Below are 17,011 nucleotides of genomic sequence, written 5' to 3' on the forward strand. Positions count from 1 at the left end.
TCGCCGATCGAACCACCAGCGCCGTGCGGCGACCGCGAACCGGTCGCCGCACGCTCTCGTTCCACCCGCTACACGTAGAAGGAGCAGCCGTGCCGCTCGTCCAGATCCGAGACGTGACCAAGGTGTACCCCGCCTCGACGCGCGGTGGTCAGCCCGTCCGTGCCATCGACGGGGTCGACCTCGACATCGAGGAGGGCGACGTCTTCGGCATCATCGGCTACTCGGGCGCCGGGAAGAGCACCCTCGTGCGGCTCATCAATGCGCTCGAACCCGCGACCTCCGGCAGCATCGTCGTGGATGGAACGGACATCACGACGCTCCCGGAGCGGGACCTGCGGAAGCTCCGCCTCGGTATCGGCATGATCTTCCAGCAATTCAACCTCTTCTCCTCCCGCACGGTGCGCGGCAACGTCGCCTACCCGCTTCAGGTCGCCGGGCGGCCGAAGGCCGAGATCCGGGCGCGCGTCGCCGAGCTGCTCGACTTCGTCGGGCTCGCGGACAAGGCCTCGAACTACCCCGACCAGCTCTCCGGCGGACAGAAGCAGCGCGTCGGCATCGCCCGTGCGCTCGCGACATCTCCGCGCATCCTGCTCGCCGACGAGGCCACGAGCGCGCTCGACCCGGAGACGACGCAGGAGGTGCTCGAGCTCCTCCGAACCGTGAACCGCGACCTCGGCGTCACGATCATCGTCATCACGCACGAGATGGACGTGGTCCAATCCCTCGCGACGAAAGTCGCCGTCATGGAGAACGGGCGCGTGATCGAGACGGGAGAGGTCTTCGACGTGTTCTCGAAGCCCGAACTTCCCGCGTCCCAGCGCTTCGTCTCGACCGTCGTGAAAGGCGTGCCGTCGGCCTCCGAACTCGCGGCCCTCCGGGAGCGGCACTCCGGTCGCTTCGTCACCGTGTCCTTCCGCGACGGGGGAGCGAGCCAGTCGGACGTCTTCCTCGAGTTCGGTCGCGAGGGCATCGGCTTCGAACTCGTCTACGGCGGCGTCAACGAGATACAGGGTCGCGCCTTCGGCAACCTGACCCTCGAGCTCACCGGTCCGGACGAGCGGATCGACGCGGTGATCGCGCGATTGCGCGAGCGCATCGAGATCGTGGAGGTGGTGTGATGGACGTGCTCGTGGACCTCGGTCCCCAGTTCCTGGAAGCCACCCTCGAGACCCTGTGGCTCGTGTTCGCGAGCCTGTTCTTCGGCGGCATCGGCGGGCTCCTCGTCGGGCTCGCCCTCTACGTGACGCGGGCGGGCAACCTCTTCGCCAACCGCGCCGTGTTCGGCGTGCTCAACGTGATCGTCAACATCTTCCGACCGATCCCCTTCATCATCTTTCTCACGGCATTCCAGCCCCTCGCCCGAACCGTGGTCGGGACCGGCATCGGCACGGAGGCGGCGATCTTCACGCTCTCGCTCGCCTCGACCTTCGGCATCAGCCGGATCGTGGAACAGAACCTGTTGACGGTGTCTCCCGGCGTCATCGAGGCGGCCCGAGCGGCGGGGGCCGGACCCATCCGCACCATCCTGACGATCGTGCTGCCGGAGGCCCTCGGCCCGCTCATCCTCGGGTATACGTTCGTCTTCGTCGCGATCGTCGACATGTCGGCCGTGGCCGGCAGCATCAACGGTGGTGGCCTCGGAGCGTTCGCGATCCAGTACGGCTTCCGTCAGTTCGAACCCGTCGTGACGTGGACGGCTCTCGCGATCGTCATCGTTCTCGTCCAACTCGTGCAGTTCCTCGGCAACTGGCTGGCCCGAAAGGTCCTGCGCCGCTGAAGGCCCTGCGCCGCCGAGCCGTCGAGCGCCCGACGGGCCTACTCGCCGGCCTTCTCGCCGTCGAAACCGACGCTGAGCGTCCGGAGGAGGCTCGCGAGCCGGGTGCGCTCGGACGGGGTGAGGCTCGCCAGCAGCTCGGCCTCGGCATCGACGAGCCGTGTGATCGCGGCATCGACGCGTGTGAGTCCCCTCGGGGTCATCTCGACGAGGATGCCGCGGCCGTCGCTCGGATCCATCCGGCGCTCGACGAGGCCGGCGGATACGAGGCGGTCGATGCGGTTGGTCATCGTGCCGCTCGAGACGAGTGTCTGCTGCAGGAGCTGCTTCGGGCTCAGCATGTAGGGGCTGCCGGCGCGACGCAGGGCGGCGAGCACGTCGAACTCCCACGACTCGAGCTTCGACCGGGCGAAAGCCTGCCGCCGCTCGCGATCGAGGTGCCGGGTGAGGCGGGAGACGCGCGAGAGGACTTGCAGGGGTGAGAAGTTGAGGTCGGGGCGCTCCCGCTCCCAGGCCTCGACGATCCGGTCCACCTCGTCGCTCTGCTCCGCCGCCATGTCCCCATTATCGTGGCCGCCCACGCCCGAGCCGCCCACCGGCGGTCGGCCGCGCATCTGGCAGACTGGGAGGCGAGCGTGACGGCCGATGCCCCGCGCGGTCCGCCTTGGTGTAACGGCAGCACGACAGCCTTTGGAGCTGTTAGGACCAGGTTCGAATCCTGGAGGCGGAGCATGACTGATCACACGCACGACCAGCACACCACGACAGCGAACGGCACGGCCGCGGACTCTGCGACGGAGGGCGCCGCCCACGTTCGGGCTCTCGCCGTCGTCGTCCTGGCCGCCGGGCAGGGCACGCGGATGAAGTCGTCCATGCCCAAGCTGCTGCACCCCCTGGCGGGCGTGCCGATCCTCGGGCACGTCCTCGCGACGGCCCGTGCGCTCTCCGCCGAGCACGTCGTCACCGTCGTGCGTCACGAACGCGACCGCATCGCCGCGGTCGTGCAGGAGGAGCTCCCGGAGAGCGTCGTCGTGGACCAGGACGACACACCGGGGACCGGCCGTGCGGTCGAGCAGGCCGTCTCGGCGCTCCCCGACGACTTCGCCGGGGACGTCCTCGTGGTGAACGGCGATGTGCCGCTCCTCGACTCCGAGACGCTCGGTCAGCTCCTCGCGCGCCACCGCGCCGGTACGGCCGCCGCGACCATCCTGTCGGCCGTGCTCGACGATGCGACGGGCTACGGACGGGTCGTGCGCGCCGCCGACGGAAGCGTCTCGGCGATCGTCGAGCAGAAGGACGCTGGGGAGTCGGAGCTCGCGATCACCGAGATCAACGCGGGCGTCTACGTCTTCTCCGTCGCGGGTCTCCGCGAGCAGCTCGCCTCGCTCACGACCGAGAACGCCCAGGGCGAGAAGTACGTGACCGACCTCGTCGGGCTCCTCCGCGGCGCCGGGCACGAGGTGCACGCCGTGCCCGTCTCGCAGCCGTGGGCCGTCGAGGGGGTCAACGACCGCGCGCAGCTCGCCCGCCAGGCTGCACGACTCAACGCCCTCATCATCCGGAAGTGGCAGCTCGCGGGCGTGACGGTGCAGGACCCGTCGACGACGTGGATCGACATGGGCGTGACCCTCGCCCAGGACGTCACGATCAAGCCAGGCACGCAGCTGCTCGGCGCCACCGTCGTCGAGACGGGGGCGACGATCGGACCGGACACGACGCTCGTCGATTGCGAGATCGGGGAGGACGCCGAGGTGCGCCGCACGGACGGCACGCTCGCCGTCGTCGGAGCCGGCGCCACCGTCGGACCGTTCGCCTACCTCCGGCCAGGGACCCTGCTCGGCGCGGCCGGCAAGATCGGCACCTTCGTGGAGACGAAGAACGCCGAGATCGGCGCGCGCAGCAAGGTCCCGCACCTCTCGTACGTCGGCGACGCCACGATCGGCGAGGGTGCGAACATCGGCGCCGGCACGATCTTCGCGAACTACGACGGCGTGAACAAGCACTCGACGGTCGTCGGCGACGAGGTCAGGACCGGCTCGCACAACGTCTTCGTGGCTCCCGTTAGAATCGGTGACGGAGCGTACACGGGAGCCGGAACGGTCGTCCGCAAGGATGTGCCGTCGGGGTCCCTCGCCATCAGCGTCGCCCCGCAGCGGAACCTCGAAGGATGGACGGTCGCGAACCGTCCGGGCAGCGCGGCAGCCACGGCGGCGGAGGCGTCGGAACCGATCGATCCCACGGACTGACGCACCTGGATTCTTCAGATGCGACACGACGAGTAGCAGAGCGCAACAGCCGGAGACGGCAGGAAGCAGGGCCAGTGTCCGCCATCAAGATCAGCGGAGAGAAGCGCCTCGTGCTCGTTTCCGGGAGGGCGCACCCCGCCCTCGCCGAGCAGATCGCCGAGGAGCTCGAATCGGAACTCGTCCACACGGACGCACGGACCTTCGCCAACGGCGAGATCTACGCCCGGTACGACGAGAGCGTGCGCGGGAGCGACGCCTTCGTGATCCAGTCGCACTGCGCGCCGATCAACGAGTGGCTCATGGAGCAGCTCATCATGGTCGACGCCCTCAAGCGTGCGTCGGCGAAGCGCATCACCGTCGTCGCGCCGTACTACCCGTACGCACGGCAGGACAAGAAGGGCCGCGGCCGCGAGCCGATCTCCGCCCGCCTCGTGGCCGATCTCTTCAAGGCTGCCGGCGCCGACCGCATCATGAGCGTCGACCTGCATGCCGCTCAGATCCAGGGCTTCTTCGACGGCCCCGTCGACCACCTCTTCGCGATGCCCGTGCTGCTCGAGCACTTCCGCGAGAAGCTCGATCCCGCGACCCTCACGGTCGTCTCGCCCGACATGGGGCGTGTGCGCGTCGCCGACATCTGGAGCGACAAGCTCGGCGCGCCGCTCGCCATCATCCACAAGCGCCGCGACCCGCTCGTGCCGAACCAGGTCTCGGTGCACGAGATCGTGGGAGAGGTCGAGGGGCGCGTGTGCCTCCTGGTCGACGACCTCATCGACACGGGACGCACGATCGTGAAGGCCGCCGAGGCGCTCAAGGCCGCCGGTGCGATCGGTGTTGTCGTCGCGGCGACCCACGCCGTCTTCAGCGACCCAGCACCCCAGCTGCTGCAGTCGGATGCGATCGACTCCGTCGTCGTGACCGACACGCTGCCGCTCACCGACGACAAGCGCTTCCCGAAGCTCGAGGTGCTCCCGATCGCTCCGCTCATCGCGCGCGCGATCCACGAGGTCTTCGACGACGGTTCGGTCACCTCGATGTTCGACGGCGCGGCCTGACGCCCGACGGCGTCGGGTGACGGCCTCCCACGGCTGACATGGCATCGGCGGCGCGTCGGAGGCGCGAGCGATCGAGCGAGCCGCCGACCGATCATCGGTTCGTCGAGCCTCCGATCGGTTCCGGCCGGCTCGCCGCGTCGACCCTGTTCGTCACCGTCACCGCGATCCTCGCGGGGAGCGGCATCGGGTTCCTCGTGACCCTCGGTCTGTGGCTCACGCTCGAGGAGGCGTTCCCCGACGTCTGGCGTGAGTGGGGACTCGATCCCGTCTCGCGCCTCAACCTCGGAGGCACGTCGCTCGTCGCGGCCGCAGCGGGCGCGCTCTACCCGATCGCCCTCTCACTCGATCGATTCCTGCTCGGGCGGCAGCTGGCCCGTCTCGCGGTCGAAGAGCCCCTCGACGTGCCTCCGCTCACGGTTCGCAACCGGGGGCTGAAGCAGGAGCCCGTGACACCCGTGCTCATCCTGAGCCGGGTCGTGATCGGTGTGGCGATCGCGGTCGCGGGCGTGGACGTGCTCCTCTGGGCCGAGACCGACGACACGTTCGCGAGCATGATCGTGCTCGGCGTCGCGGTCTTCACGATCGGCGGGCTCGTCGCGGTGAACGGCGTGCTGAAGGAGAGCCGCCGCCACGGTTGGCCGGAGCTGATCGCCGAGCCGCGACGCGTGTGGTCGGAGAAGTGGATCGCTGCGGCACGTCGTGCGGAGACGACGCGGCGACCCCCGCTCGGCGGCGCCCCCGCGTACGGACGACTCCACGCGGTGGTCTCGCGGTCCTTCCGCCCGCTGATCACCGGTGGGTCCGCTCTCGTCGGAGCGGGTGCCGTCGTCCACTTCATCGGGGTGTACATCCGGCAACCCGGTCGGCGGGCATCTCCGCGTTCCTACGACGACGTGGGGGAGGATGTCATCGACGTCCTGAGCGGGAGCGGAGCCATCGTCGTGACGATCGGTCTGCTCCTCCTCGTCCTGAGCGCGACGGTCGGAACGGCGGAGGTCGCCCTCGAACGCGCTGCACTCCGACGAGCGCTCGTCGGGCGGCCAGCCGACGGCCCCGATCGACGCGTCATCGAGAATCAACTCATCGTCCTGTCGCCGCTCGTGACGACGGGCGCCGCCCTCGTCGGAGTGGCGACGATGGTGCTCGAACCCGTGGGCGCCGCGATCGTCGTCGCCCGCGGCCCGCTGCACCCGCTCGGGGCAGTGATCGGCCATCTGAACGGCGTGATGGTCGGAGTCGTCGTCGTTCTCCTCGTCGGGGTCGTCTTTATTGCCACAGGGACACTCGCGGCTCGAGCCTTCCGCGAACGGCTGCGCACGACGTGGCATCCGGGAGACGACCCGACAGCGGTCGTCGCGACGACGGCGAAGCGTCGCCGGACCGACGACGACGGTGAGGGATGAGCGCCGCGCGAGGAATGAGCGCCGGCGCGGATGAGTCGCGTGACCGAGGTCGTCACCTTCCGTTCACCCGAATCCGGGAGGATCACCCGGTGACGACGACCGCCTCCCTCGACCGACGTCTCGGGCTCGGCGACGCCGTGCTCATCGGCCTGGGGTCGATGATCGGTGCCGGGGTCTTCGTCGTCTTCGCGCCGGCCGCGGGGGCTGCCGGATCCGGACTCTTTGCCGCCCTCGTCCTCATCGCGGTCATCGCGTGGTGCAACGCCCGCTCCACGGCCCAGCTCGCCGCGGAGCATCCGACGTCGGGAGGCGCCTACGCCTACGGCCGGGCGGAGCTCGGTCCCTGGTGGGGCTTCGTCGCCGGATGGTGCTTCGTGATCGGCAAGACCGCGAGCTGTGCGGCGATGGCGCTCGTCGTCGCCGCCTACGCCGCCCCTGTCGGGTGGGAGCGCCCGATCGCCGCGGCCGCGATCCTCGCGCTCGTCATGATCAACGTCCTCGGCATCTCGAAGACCGCGGCGCTCACGCGCGTGATCGTGGTCGTCGTCCTCGGTGTGCTCGCTCTCGTCATCTCGGCCGGTGCCGTGGCGGGAGCGGGCCTCGGCGCCGGAGGCCTGGACGATGGGGGAGCGGTGGGCGGGGTCGGTCCCGTCCTCGGTGCCCCGTACGGGATCCTGCAGGCCGCTGGGCTCCTGTTCTTCGCCTTCGCCGGCTACGCCCGGATCGCGACGCTCGGGGAGGAGGTGCGGGATCCGCGACGGACGATTCCGCGCGCGGTGACGATCTCCTTCATCGTGGCCCTCGCGGTCTACGCCGCGATCGCCTTCGTCTGCGTCCTGATACTCGGCGCCGATCGCCTCGCGGAGAGTTCGGAACCCCTCGTCGACGTCGTTCGCGCGGCCGGGTGGGACGCTGCGGTGCCCGTGGTCCGCATCGGTGCCGCCCTCGCCGCGCTCGGGGCGTTGCTCGGCCTCCTCGCAGGCCTTGGCCGTACGACCCTCGCGATGGCGCGCGAACGCGATCTCCCCGGGGTCCTCGACAGCGTCTCCGCGCGGACCCGTGTGCCCGCGCGGGCCGAACTCGTCGTCGGAGCGGTCGCCGTGGTCCTCGTCCTCACCGTGGACGTCACAGCGGCGGTCGCGATGTCGTCCGTCGGTGTCCTGATCTACTACGCGGTCGCCAACCTGTCGGCCTGGCGACTCGCCGGGCGCACCGACTCGGTCCGATCACTCCGGGCGACCGCTCTCGTCGGCCTCGTGGGCTGCATCGTCCTCGTGCTCGCCCTCCCGCCCGTTCCCGCAGCGGCGGGCCTCGCCGTCGTCCTCCTCGGACTGCTCGGCCGCACCCTCGTCGTCCGTCGGAGACGGGCCGCCTGACGCTGCCCTGGGCTAGTAGAGGAAGATCGGGAACCACTCGCGCGTGTGCGCGTGCACGAGCACGAGGAACAGCACGAAGTCGAAGAGCAGGTGCACCGCGACCACGAAGCTCAGCGACTTCGTGAGCGTGAACGTCAGCCCCTGGATGAGCGCGAACGGGAAGATGAGCAGCGGCCCCCACGCATGGAAGCCGAGCTCCCAGAGGAACGACGTGAAGATCACGGCCTGCAGGATGTTCGCCGTCCACATGCCGTAGTGGCGGCGGAGCAGTGCGAAGCACGTGCAGATGAAAAACAGCTCGTCCCAGATGCCGAGGGCGTTGGTGCCGAGGAAGAGCCGGAAGATCGCGTCGGGGTCCGTCGCGGCCGGCCAGTTCTCGTAGACCCCGGTCGAGACCATGTAGACGGGGAGGATGAAGTAGCCGAGGGCCACGATGCCCACGAGGTAGCCGTACTCCCGCTTCCCCCAGCGCTTCCCGGTGAGCACGGGGAAGCGGACCGCGTGGTCGCGGTAGACGTACCGCGACCCGAGGTAGGGGCCGAGCACGGCGACGACGAGGGCGGTCCCCATCACGAGCATGTGGCCCCACTCGATGTTCGTGCTCACCTCGACGAGGCTCACGACGACCACTCCGAAGCCGATGAGCGACAGGTCGCGACCGAGCGACCGATCGACGACGAAGCCGATCCCCACGGCGGCGACGAGGACGAGGTACGCCCCGGGCCGCCAGTGGAGACCGAACATGAGGAAGCCGGACAGGGACAGCAGGACGCCGGGAAGGAGTCGCACGAGCGCATCGCGCGTGCTCGTCCTCCCGGCGTCCGTGCGGCCGGCTCCGGAGACGATCGTGTCGGTCATGTACTCGCCGTCCCCGTGTCCTGTCTTGAGTATCAGTGCGTGTCGACGGCGCTGATCTCGGACCGGTCGCCCGACCACAGGGTGTGGAAGGTGCCGTCCTTGTCGATGCGCTTGTAGGTGTGGGCGCCGAAGAAGTCGCGCTGCCCCTGGACGAGCGCCGCCGGCAGGCGGTCGGCGCGCAGGCCGTCGTAGTACGACAGCGACGAGGAGAACGCCGGCGCGGGGATGCCCGCGTGGGCGGCCGTCGCGACGACACGCCGCCAGCTGTCCTGCGCTCCGGCGACCGCGTCGCGGAAGTACGGAGCCGTCACGAGCGCGACGAGGCCGTCGTTCTCCGCGTACGCCTCGGTGATGCGGTTGAGGAACTGCGCACGGATGATGCATCCTCCCCGCCAGATCTTCGCGATCTCGCCCTTCTGGATGTCCCAGCCGTACTGCTCGGCTCCCGCGACGATCTCGTCGAAGCCCTGCGAGTACGCGATGATCTTCGACGCGTAGAGCGCGCGGCGCACGTCCTCGATGAAGGTCTCGGGGTCGTCGACGGTCCACGCGTCGCTCGGGCCCGGGAGGTCGGTCGCGGCGGCACGCTGAGCGGGCTTCGACGACAGCGAGCGCGCGAAGACGGCCTCGGCGATGCCGGAGACGGGGATGCCGAGGTCGAGGGCCGTCTGTACGGTCCACGCACCGGTGCCCTTGGCGCCGGCCTGGTCGACGATCACGTCGACGAGAGGCTTGCCCGTCTCGGCGTCGACCTGGCGGAGGACCTCCGCGGTGATCTCGATGAGGTAGCTCTCGAGCTCTCCGGTGTTCCACTCGGCGAAGACGTCGGCGATCTCGGCGGGGGACTTGCCGGTGCCGCGACGGATGAGGTCGTACGCCTCGGCGATGAGCTGCATGTCGGCGTACTCGATGCCGTTGTGGATCATCTTCACGAAGTGGCCGGCGCCATCGGTACCGACGTGGGTGACGCACGGCTCGCCCTCGGCGACCGCTGCGATCGAGGAGAGGATCGGGCCGAGGGTCTCGTAGGACTCCTTCGAGCCGCCCGGCATGATGCTCGGACCGTTGAGCGCGCCCTCCTCGCCGCCCGAGATGCCCGCACCCACGAAGTGGATGCCGGTCTCGCGTACGGCCTTCTCGCGGCGGATCGTGTCGGTGAACAGTGCGTTGCCGCCGTCGACGATGATGTCGCCGGGCTCGAAGACCGCGGTGAGCTGATCGATGACGGCGTCGGTGCCGGCGCCGGCCTTGACCATGATGATCGCGGTGCGCGGCGTCTGGAGGCTCGCGGCGAACTCCTCGACGGTGCTCGAGCCGACGAAACCGGCCTCGGGGTGCTCGGAGAGGAGGGTCTCCGTCTTCTCGTACGAGCGGTTGTACACCGCGACGGTGTTCCCCTCGCGACTCGCGAGGTTCCGGGCGAGGTTCGAGCCCATCACCGCCAGTCCGACTACTCCGATGTTGGCTGTTGCTGCTGCGTTCTCCGCCATGGACGGTGCTCCTGTCGAGATCTTCGGTGCTCTGGGGGTCTCCGCGACGAGGATCCGCCGTGGGAGGGCCACGGACAACGATACCGACAATCGACGGGTATTCCCCGGGCTGTTCTCGACGGCACGGGGCGTGACACGGTTGGTGGACCGCTTCCGATCACCGTGCTACCGTCTCAGATAAATCTGACGTAATGCCCCCTGGGGAATCATTTGTCGGATGTAATGAAGCGTCCGATGGAAACCGCAGGAGGAACGATGTCGTCCCACGCAATGCCACCGCTCATCGCACTGCCCCCGATCGTCGTCATGGGCGTTTCCGGCAGTGGCAAGTCCACGATGGGTGCGCTCCTCGGGGAGCGGCTCGACATCCCATTCATCGACGGTGACGATCTCCACCCCGACGCCAACCGCGAGAAGATGCGGGCGGGAGAGCCGCTCGACGACGATGACCGACTCCCGTGGCTCCATCGGATCGGCGAACTCATCGACGCTGGTCTCGTCGAGGGCCACCCCACGATCGTCGCGTGCTCCGCTCTGAGGAAGAGCTACCGTGACCTCATCCGCCGTCACGCTCCCGACGCGATCTTCGTGCACCTCCGGGGCTCGAGCGAGCTCATCGCCGACCGCATGGGGGCGCGCGATCACGAGTACATGCCGACGACGCTCCTCGGATCTCAGCTCGCGACCCTCGAGCCGATCGAGCCCGACGAACACGGCATCGTCGTCGACGTGACCTCGGCCCCCGACACGCTCGCCGACCAGATCATCGCGCAGCTCCCCGCTGTCGAGAACCCCGCCGTCGAGGTGCCAGCCGTCGAGACGCCCGCCGTCGAGAACGTCACATCCCCCGACCGTCCCCGCTCCTAGAACACCGCCCCGCCTCACCGCGAAACCCCACCACACCACCGAAGGACACCGATGTCTCAGATCATGTTCCGAACGGCGACCACGCCGAACGGCGCCGAGTTCGACCTCCTCTGGACGCTGCCACCGGCCGCGCTGCTCGTGATCGCCGGCGCGGCGATCGCGTTGCTGCTCGTGCTCATCATGCAGTTCCGGATCCACGCCTTCCTGGCCCTCATCATCGTGAGCCTGCTCACGGCCATCGCGTCGGGCATCCCGGTCGGGATGATCGTGACGGTGCTGACGCAGGGCTTCGGCGGCACACTCGCGAGCGTCGCGCTCCTCGTGGGACTCGGCGCGATGCTCGGCCGGATGCTCGAGCTGAGCGGGGGAGCGCAAGTGCTCACCGACGCGCTCATCCGCCGGTTCGGCGAGAAGCGCGCACCGCTCGCCCTGTCCTTCGCGTCGCTCATGATGGGCTTCCCCATCTTCTTCGACGCCGGTCTCGTCGTCATGCTGCCGATCATCTTCACGGTGGCGCGCCGCCTCGGCGGCTCGTTGCTCCTCTACGCCTTCCCCGCGGCGACGGCGTTCTCGGTCATGCACATCTTCGTTCCGCCGCACCCCGGACCGGTCGCCGCCTCCGGTCTGCTCGGTGCCAACCCCGGCCTCGTGCTCCTCCTCGGCCTCGTCGTCGCCCTCCCGACCTGGTACGTCGTCGGCTACCACTTCGGCCGTTTCGTCGGTCGCCGCTACGACATCGCGGTGCCGGAGATCCTCGGCAATGCCGACGCCGCGGACAACGAGTTCGCCTCGGCGCCCAAGCTCCGCACGATCGTGTTCCTGCTCGTCCTGCCGCTCGTGCTCATCTTCCTCAACACCGGACTGAACTTCGCCGCGACCGCCGGCTGGGTGTCCCTCGACGAGGTCTGGGTCCAGGCGCTGCGCCTGCTCGGAGAGACCCCGGTCGCCCTCCTCATCACCGTCGTGCTCGGCATGGCGCTGCTCGGCTGGGGCGCCCGCAAGGAGCGCACCCTCGTGGAGACCGTCGTCGACGGGGCGCTCGGCCCGGTGTGTTCGATCATCCTCATCACCGGCGCGGGTGGCATGTTCGGTGGTGTGCTGCGTTCCAGCGGCATCGGAACCGCCCTCGCCGACTCCCTCGACGCGATCGGCCTGCCGGTCATCGTGGCCGGATTCCTCATCGCCGCGATCGTGCGCATCGCCCAGGGCTCCGCGACCGTCGCCCTCACGACGTCCGCCGCCCTCGTGCAACCGATCGTGCTCGACTCCACCTCGTTCAATCCCATCGAGGTCGCCGCGATCGTCTTGAGCCTCGCCGCCGGTTCGGTCTTCGCCGGCCACGTGAACGACTCCGGCTTCTGGCTCGTCAGCAAGTTCTTCGGAATGGACACGAAGACGACCCTGAAGACCTGGACCGTCGGCCAGGCGCTCGTCGGTATCTGCGGTTTCATCATCTCGTCGGCGATCTTCCTCGTCGCGGGCGCCATCTAGGAAAGGCACCATGAGCATCGACTCCCTCTTCGGCCTCGGCGGGACCGTCGCCCTCGTCACCGGGTCCAGCCGCGGCATCGGCCGGGAACTCGCGCTCGCCCTCGCGGACGCGGGTGCGACGATCGTCCTCAACGGCCTCGACGAAGCCCGCCTCGAGGCGACGCGGGTGGAATTCGCCGACCGCTTCGGCGCGGAGCGCATCCACGCCGTCGCCTTCGACGTGACGGACGAGACCCAGGTCGCGGCGGCGATCGACGGCATCGAGCTCGAGATCGGCGCCATCGGCGTGCTCGTCAACAACGCGGGTATCCAGCATCGGGTGCCACTCGTGGATGTCGCCCTCGCCGACTGGGAGCGCGTGCTCACCGTGAACCTCACGAGCGCGTTCCTCGTCGGCCGGGAGGTGGCGAGGCGGATGATCCCCCGCGGGCGCGGGAAGGTCGTCAACATCTGCTCCGTGCAGACCGACCTCGCTCGGCCCACCATCGGCCCGTACACGGCGGCGAAGGGCGGGCTCCGCAACCTCACGCGGGCGATGACGGCGGAGTGGGCGAGCCACGGTATCCAGGTCAATGCCGTCGCGCCGGGGTACATCCACACGGAGATGACCCAGAAACTCGTCGACGACGAGCAGTTCAACTCCTGGATCGTCGGCCGTACCCCGGCCGCGCGCTGGGGGACCCCCGCCGACCTCGCCGGTCCCGTCGTCTGGCTCTCCTCGGCGGGGTCCGATTTCGTCAATGGACAGGTCGTGTTCGTCGACGGCGGCATGACCGTCGTCGTCTGAGCGCCTCGCGCCCCCGATCACTCCGTCACGCGACGTGACGCCGAACCCGAACCCGAACCCGAACCCGAACTCGAACCGGAAGAGGATGCATCGATGACCAATTCTCAGAACACCACCCTCGCCGTCGTGGCGCACGGACGCGACGACGTCCGCGTCGAACGCATACCCCTCGTGACCCCCGGCGCGGACGAGGCCGTCGTGCGCATCGCCTTCGGGGGCGTCTGCGGATCGGACCTCCACTACTGGACCCACGGCGCCGCGGGGGAGTCGATCCTCCGCGAGCCGATGATCCTCGGGCACGAGGTCGTCGGCACGGTCGTCCAGGCGGCGGCCGACGGATCCGGGCCCGCCGAAGGGACCGCCGTCGCGGTGCACCCCGCGACCGTCGTCGCGACCGGCGAACGCTACCCGGAGGATCGCCCGAACCTCTCGCCGGGCGGCACCTACCTCGGGAGCGCGGCGCGGATTCCCCACACCCACGGCGCGTTCTCCGAGCGGGCGGTGCTGCCGTCCCGCATGCTCAGAGCGCTCCCGGAGGGACTGTCGCTGCGGGACGCCGTCGTGGCGGAGCCCGCCGCCGTCGCGTGGCACGCCGTCTCCCGGGCGGGATCGGTTGCCGGTCGGCGCGTCGCGGTCATCGGCGCCGGCCCCATCGGAGCCCTCATCATCGCCGTGGCGAAGCGGGCCGGGGCGGCCGAGATCGTCGCCGTCGACATGGTCGAGGGGCCGCTCGAACGGGCGACGCGCCTCGGCGCGACGTCGACCGTTGTGGCGACCGACGCCGACGCGATCGCACGAATCGACGCCGACGTGGTGTTCGAGTCGTCGGGGAGCCCGCGCGGGCTCATGTCGGCGGTGCGTGCGGCGGCCCGTGGGGGACGCGTCGTGATGGTCGGTCTCCTGCCGAGCGGCGAGCAGCCCGCGCTCATCTCCCTCGCCATCACCCGGGAACTCGACCTCGTCGGATCGTTCCGTTTCGCCGGCGAGATCGACGAGGTCCTCGAGGCGCTCGCGGACGGCTCGCTCGATGCGTCGGCGGTCGTGACCCACGAGTACGCCGTCGGCGACTCCCTCGAGGCCTTCGCGATGGCCAAGGACTCCGCGGCGAGCGGAAAGGTGATCATCGCCTTCTGATACCGGTCAGCTCCGGGCGTCGAAGGTGCGCTCCTGGCCGTCCCAGATCGACTCGACCTCGCGCATCGTGCGCTCCATGATCTTCTGCATCGCGGCCCGCGCGGCCTCGGGCCGCCCACCCTGGATCGCATCGGCGACGTCGACGTGGAGCTGGAGGGCCTCGTCGTGCGGGCGCTCTGGCATGAGCCCCTGCTCGGTCCGGCCGCTCAGCACCTCCGCGATCACGCCGGACAGTCCCGCGAACATCTCGTTCCCGCTCGCTCGGAGCACGAGGGTGTGGAACTCCGTGTCGAGCACGAGGAACTCCTCGAGGCGGCCCTCGCGTCCGACGCTCCGCATCCGCGCGGCGAGCGACAGCAGCTCGGACGCGAGGTCGAGGGGGGCGTGCCGCGCCGCCAGTTCTGCCGCTGTGGGCTCGAGCGCCCCGCGGAGTTCGGTGAGCGATCGGAATTGCGTCCCGCGACCCGACCCGGCCAGGCGCCAGCGGATGACGAGGGGGTCGATGAGGTTCCACGACCCCGGGGGGAGTACGCGGATGCCGACGCGCCGGACCGACCGGACGAGACCGAGGGATTCGAGCACGCGCAGGACCTCGCGCACGACCGAGCGGGACACGTCGTAGCGCTCCGAGAGCGCCTCCGCCCGCATCGTGGAGCCGGAGACGATGTCGCCCGAGACGATCCGGAGCCCCAGGTCGTGGAGCACACGGTCGTGGAGGCTGGACATCATGCTCAGACACTATCGCGCGGTCCCGGCCCGTCCGGATCGCGACGTCGGCGTGCGCGGCCCTCCGCGGAAGGTGCGGGTGCCCGCGTGGGGTAGACTCTCCCACTGAACTTCGGCGAGGGAATCCGCCACCGCGCTTTCGTCTCTTCGAGCGTCGTGCGGCAGCGGAGACCGTTATCGACGCGGTGAGCAGGCTTCACGGCTTTTCCTCACGCGCTATGCGTTCGAGTTGATACAACAGTCCCGTCCGGGCCGGCCTCGCCGCGACCGGATGGCAGATCTGGGCCGTGAATGGTCCGCAAGGAGAACAACATGTCAGACGACAACAAGGTCACCACCGAGATCCGCGAGTCCTTCGGCAAGGGCGCGGCCCGCAAGATCCGCGCCGCCGGCAAGATCCCGGCCGTCATCTACGGGCACGGCACGGAGCCGCAGCACGTCACGCTGCCCGGCCACCAGATGCTCCTCATCGTGCGTAAGGCCAACCAGATCATCACGCTCGACATCGCAGGCGAGGAGCAGCTCGTCCTCGTGAAGGACGTGCAGCGCGACCCCGTGCTCTCGATCATCGAGCACATCGACCTCATCGTCGTCCGCAAGGGCGAGAAGGTCACGGTCGACGTGCCCGTCGTCCTCGAGGGCGACTCCTACCCCGGAACGATCGCGAACCTCGACGCCTCGTCGATCTCGCTCGAGGTCGAGGCCACGCACATCCCCGAGCGCGTCACCGTGTCCATCGAGGGCCTCGAGGACGGCTCGCAGATCTCCGCGGCCGAGCTCACGCTCCCGGCCGGTGCGTCGCTCCTGAGCGACCCCGAGACGCTCATCGTGGGCATCACGACCCCGCCGGCTCCGACGGACGACGACCTCGCCGCCGACGAAGCCGCTGCCGAGGCGGGCGCCGAGGCCGGCGTCGACTCCGACGAGGACGCCGACTCCAAGTAGTCGACCTCCTCCACCACCGCATCATGGCGGACGTCTGGCTCGTAGCCGGGCTCGGGAACCCCGGGCCCGGCTACGCGGCCAACCGTCACAACGTGGGGCAGATGGTGCTCTCGGAACTCGCCGCCCGGATGGGTGCGCGGTTCTCGCGTCACAAGACCCCCAACCTCGTGGCCGAGGGACGCGTCCGGCCAGGGGGAGCGAAGCTCGTCCTCGCCGCCCCCACCACGTACATGAACGAGTCGGGTCGAGCGGTCTCTCCGCTCCTCGACTACCTGTCGATCCCGACCGATCGGCTCATCGTCGTGCACGACGAGCTCGACATCCCCTTCGACACCGTGCGTCTGAAGAGCGGCGGCGGGCACGGCGGGCACAACGGCATCCGCGACATCATCAAGGCGACGGACGCCGCTCCCTTCATCCGCGTCCGCGTCGGCGTCGGGCGTCCCCCCGGCCGGCAGGACGCCGCCGACTTCGTGCTCAAGGACTTCTCCTCCGTCGAGAAGCAGTCGCTTCCGTCGCTCGTCTCGGACGCCGCCGACGCCGTGGAGTCGATCGTCGAGGACGGCCTCGTCGCCGCGCAGCAGAGGGTGCACGCTCCCGCTCCCTGACCGCACACTTCTCCTCTTCCTCCTCGATCACGCCCTGTTTCTTCGGGTGGTCGCGAATGGTCGTCTGGGGGCAGCAGGGGGGACACTTGCGCCCATCCGGCTCCGAGGGTCTCTTCGGGTGGTCGCGAATGGTCGTCTGGCGGTGGTTGACGCGACGATTTGCGTCCACCCGGTGAGAGCGACGACGGGTGGGCGGAGAGACGTCCCCAGGGCTCTGTGCAACCTGGCCATGGTGTCGGTGGTCGCGCGTAGAC

16 protein-coding genes and 1 tRNA gene are annotated in these 17,011 nt (G+C 69.5%); 13 read left to right on the forward strand and 4 right to left on the reverse strand.

Features of this window, described 5'->3' with window-relative positions:
• The first annotated feature begins 89 nt into the window (after positions 1-89).
• The gene (locus ELQ94_RS12670) at positions 90-1,118 is read left to right on the forward strand and encodes a methionine ABC transporter ATP-binding protein (RefSeq protein ID WP_127050720.1); all 1,029 of its coding nucleotides are present in this window, start codon (positions 90-92) and stop codon (positions 1,116-1,118) included.
• Complete coding sequence (locus ELQ94_RS12675) at positions 1,118-1,777, forward strand: methionine ABC transporter permease (RefSeq protein WP_127050721.1); 660 nt, start codon at positions 1,118-1,120, stop codon at positions 1,775-1,777. Before ELQ94_RS12670 ends, ELQ94_RS12675 begins: the two co-directional genes overlap by 1 nt.
• A 38-nt stretch (positions 1,778-1,815) precedes the next feature.
• On the opposite strand, the gene ELQ94_RS12680 is transcribed toward ELQ94_RS12675, so the two are convergent.
• Complete coding sequence (locus tag ELQ94_RS12680; protein WP_127050722.1) at positions 1,816-2,331, reverse strand: MarR family winged helix-turn-helix transcriptional regulator; 516 nt, start codon at positions 2,329-2,331, stop codon at positions 1,816-1,818.
• A 101-nt stretch (positions 2,332-2,432) separates the two neighbouring features.
• On the opposite strand from ELQ94_RS12680, the gene ELQ94_RS12685 reads away from it, so the two are divergent.
• From ELQ94_RS12685 to ELQ94_RS12705, 5 genes are all read left to right on the forward strand, one after another.
• Positions 2,433-2,504: transfer RNA gene (locus ELQ94_RS12685), tRNA-Gln, on the forward strand.
• A gap of 1 nt (position 2,505) precedes the next feature.
• Positions 2,506-4,020, forward strand: coding sequence for a bifunctional UDP-N-acetylglucosamine diphosphorylase/glucosamine-1-phosphate N-acetyltransferase GlmU (gene glmU / locus ELQ94_RS12690; RefSeq protein WP_127050723.1), 1,515 nt, complete (start codon positions 2,506-2,508; stop codon positions 4,018-4,020).
• Positions 4,021-4,094: 74 nt separating this feature from the next.
• Positions 4,095-5,072 (forward strand): ribose-phosphate diphosphokinase, encoded by a 978-nt coding sequence (locus tag ELQ94_RS12695; protein WP_127050724.1) that lies wholly within the window; start codon positions 4,095-4,097, stop codon positions 5,070-5,072.
• A gap of 38 nt (positions 5,073-5,110) precedes the next feature.
• Entirely contained in the window at positions 5,111-6,475 is a 1,365-nt protein-coding gene (locus ELQ94_RS12700) for a hypothetical protein (RefSeq protein WP_127050725.1), read from the forward strand.
• Positions 6,476-6,564: 89 nt separating this feature from the next.
• Positions 6,565-7,851, forward strand: coding sequence for an APC family permease (locus tag ELQ94_RS12705; RefSeq protein WP_127050726.1), 1,287 nt, complete (start codon positions 6,565-6,567; stop codon positions 7,849-7,851).
• A gap of 12 nt (positions 7,852-7,863) precedes the next feature.
• On the opposite strand, the gene ELQ94_RS12710 is transcribed toward ELQ94_RS12705, so the two are convergent.
• Positions 7,864-8,709, reverse strand: coding sequence for a CPBP family intramembrane glutamic endopeptidase (locus tag ELQ94_RS12710; RefSeq protein ID WP_243697006.1), 846 nt, complete (start codon positions 8,707-8,709; stop codon positions 7,864-7,866).
• Positions 8,710-8,741: 32 nt separating this feature from the next.
• On the reverse strand, positions 8,742-10,199 hold the full coding sequence (gene gndA, locus ELQ94_RS12715) for an NADP-dependent phosphogluconate dehydrogenase (RefSeq protein WP_127050727.1): 1,458 nt from the start codon (positions 10,197-10,199) through the stop codon (positions 8,742-8,744).
• A gap of 255 nt (positions 10,200-10,454) precedes the next feature.
• On the opposite strand from gndA, the gene ELQ94_RS12720 reads away from it, so the two are divergent.
• The 4 genes from ELQ94_RS12720 (at position 10,455) to ELQ94_RS12735 (ending at position 14,478) form a co-directional block, all read left to right on the forward strand.
• Complete coding sequence (locus tag ELQ94_RS12720) at positions 10,455-11,066, forward strand: gluconokinase (RefSeq protein ID WP_127050728.1); 612 nt, start codon at positions 10,455-10,457, stop codon at positions 11,064-11,066.
• 51 nt (positions 11,067-11,117) lie between these two features.
• On the forward strand, positions 11,118-12,557 hold the full coding sequence (locus ELQ94_RS12725; protein WP_243697007.1) for a GntP family permease: 1,440 nt from the start codon (positions 11,118-11,120) through the stop codon (positions 12,555-12,557).
• 16 nt (positions 12,558-12,573) lie between these two features.
• Complete coding sequence (locus tag ELQ94_RS12730; protein WP_208007699.1) at positions 12,574-13,344, forward strand: SDR family oxidoreductase; 771 nt, start codon at positions 12,574-12,576, stop codon at positions 13,342-13,344.
• Between the two features lie 93 nt (positions 13,345-13,437).
• The gene (locus ELQ94_RS12735) at positions 13,438-14,478 is read left to right on the forward strand and encodes an L-idonate 5-dehydrogenase (protein ID WP_127050730.1); all 1,041 of its coding nucleotides are present in this window, start codon (positions 13,438-13,440) and stop codon (positions 14,476-14,478) included.
• Positions 14,479-14,484: 6 nt separating this feature from the next.
• Here the strand turns inward: ELQ94_RS12735 and ELQ94_RS12740 are convergent, their stop codons facing one another.
• On the reverse strand, positions 14,485-15,207 hold the full coding sequence (locus tag ELQ94_RS12740; protein WP_127050731.1) for a FadR/GntR family transcriptional regulator: 723 nt from the start codon (positions 15,205-15,207) through the stop codon (positions 14,485-14,487).
• Positions 15,208-15,516: 309 nt separating this feature from the next.
• On the opposite strand from ELQ94_RS12740, the gene ELQ94_RS12745 reads away from it, so the two are divergent.
• Both ELQ94_RS12745 and pth read left to right on the forward strand, forming a co-directional pair.
• A complete protein-coding gene (locus ELQ94_RS12745; RefSeq protein WP_127050732.1) occupies positions 15,517-16,149 on the forward strand; it encodes a 50S ribosomal protein L25/general stress protein Ctc in 633 nt (210 codons plus the stop codon).
• A 23-nt stretch (positions 16,150-16,172) separates the two neighbouring features.
• Entirely contained in the window at positions 16,173-16,757 is a 585-nt protein-coding gene (gene pth / locus ELQ94_RS12750; protein ID WP_127050733.1) for an aminoacyl-tRNA hydrolase, read from the forward strand.
• The last annotated feature ends 254 nt before the right edge of the window (positions 16,758-17,011 follow it).

The organism is Labedella endophytica (genome assembly GCF_003990045.1).
In the GTDB taxonomy this organism is placed as follows: Bacteria; Actinomycetota; Actinomycetes; order Actinomycetales; family Microbacteriaceae; genus Labedella; species Labedella endophytica.

Bases quoted from the DNA above. Each gene is read 5' to 3' on its own strand.
- ELQ94_RS12675 (WP_127050721.1), top strand. From the start codon at position 1,118: ATGGACGTGCTCGTGGACCTCGGTCCCCAGTTCCTGGAAGCCACCCTC.
- ELQ94_RS12680 (WP_127050722.1), bottom strand. From the start codon at position 2,331: ATGGCGGCGGAGCAGAGCGACGAGGTGGACCGGATCGTCGAGGCCTGG.
- glmU (WP_127050723.1), top strand. From the start codon at position 2,506: ATGACTGATCACACGCACGACCAGCACACCACGACAGCGAACGGCACG.
- ELQ94_RS12700 (WP_127050725.1), top strand. From the start codon at position 5,111: ATGGCATCGGCGGCGCGTCGGAGGCGCGAGCGATCGAGCGAGCCGCCG.
- ELQ94_RS12710 (WP_243697006.1), bottom strand. From the start codon at position 8,709: ATGACCGACACGATCGTCTCCGGAGCCGGCCGCACGGACGCCGGGAGG.
- gndA (WP_127050727.1), bottom strand. From the start codon at position 10,199: ATGGCGGAGAACGCAGCAGCAACAGCCAACATCGGAGTAGTCGGACTG.
- ELQ94_RS12720 (WP_127050728.1), top strand. From the start codon at position 10,455: ATGTCGTCCCACGCAATGCCACCGCTCATCGCACTGCCCCCGATCGTC.
- ELQ94_RS12725 (WP_243697007.1), top strand. From the start codon at position 11,118: ATGTCTCAGATCATGTTCCGAACGGCGACCACGCCGAACGGCGCCGAG.
- ELQ94_RS12735 (WP_127050730.1), top strand. From the start codon at position 13,438: ATGACCAATTCTCAGAACACCACCCTCGCCGTCGTGGCGCACGGACGC.
- ELQ94_RS12740 (WP_127050731.1), bottom strand. From the start codon at position 15,207: ATGATGTCCAGCCTCCACGACCGTGTGCTCCACGACCTGGGGCTCCGG.
- ELQ94_RS12745 (WP_127050732.1), top strand. From the start codon at position 15,517: ATGTCAGACGACAACAAGGTCACCACCGAGATCCGCGAGTCCTTCGGC.
- pth (WP_127050733.1), top strand. From the start codon at position 16,173: ATGGCGGACGTCTGGCTCGTAGCCGGGCTCGGGAACCCCGGGCCCGGC.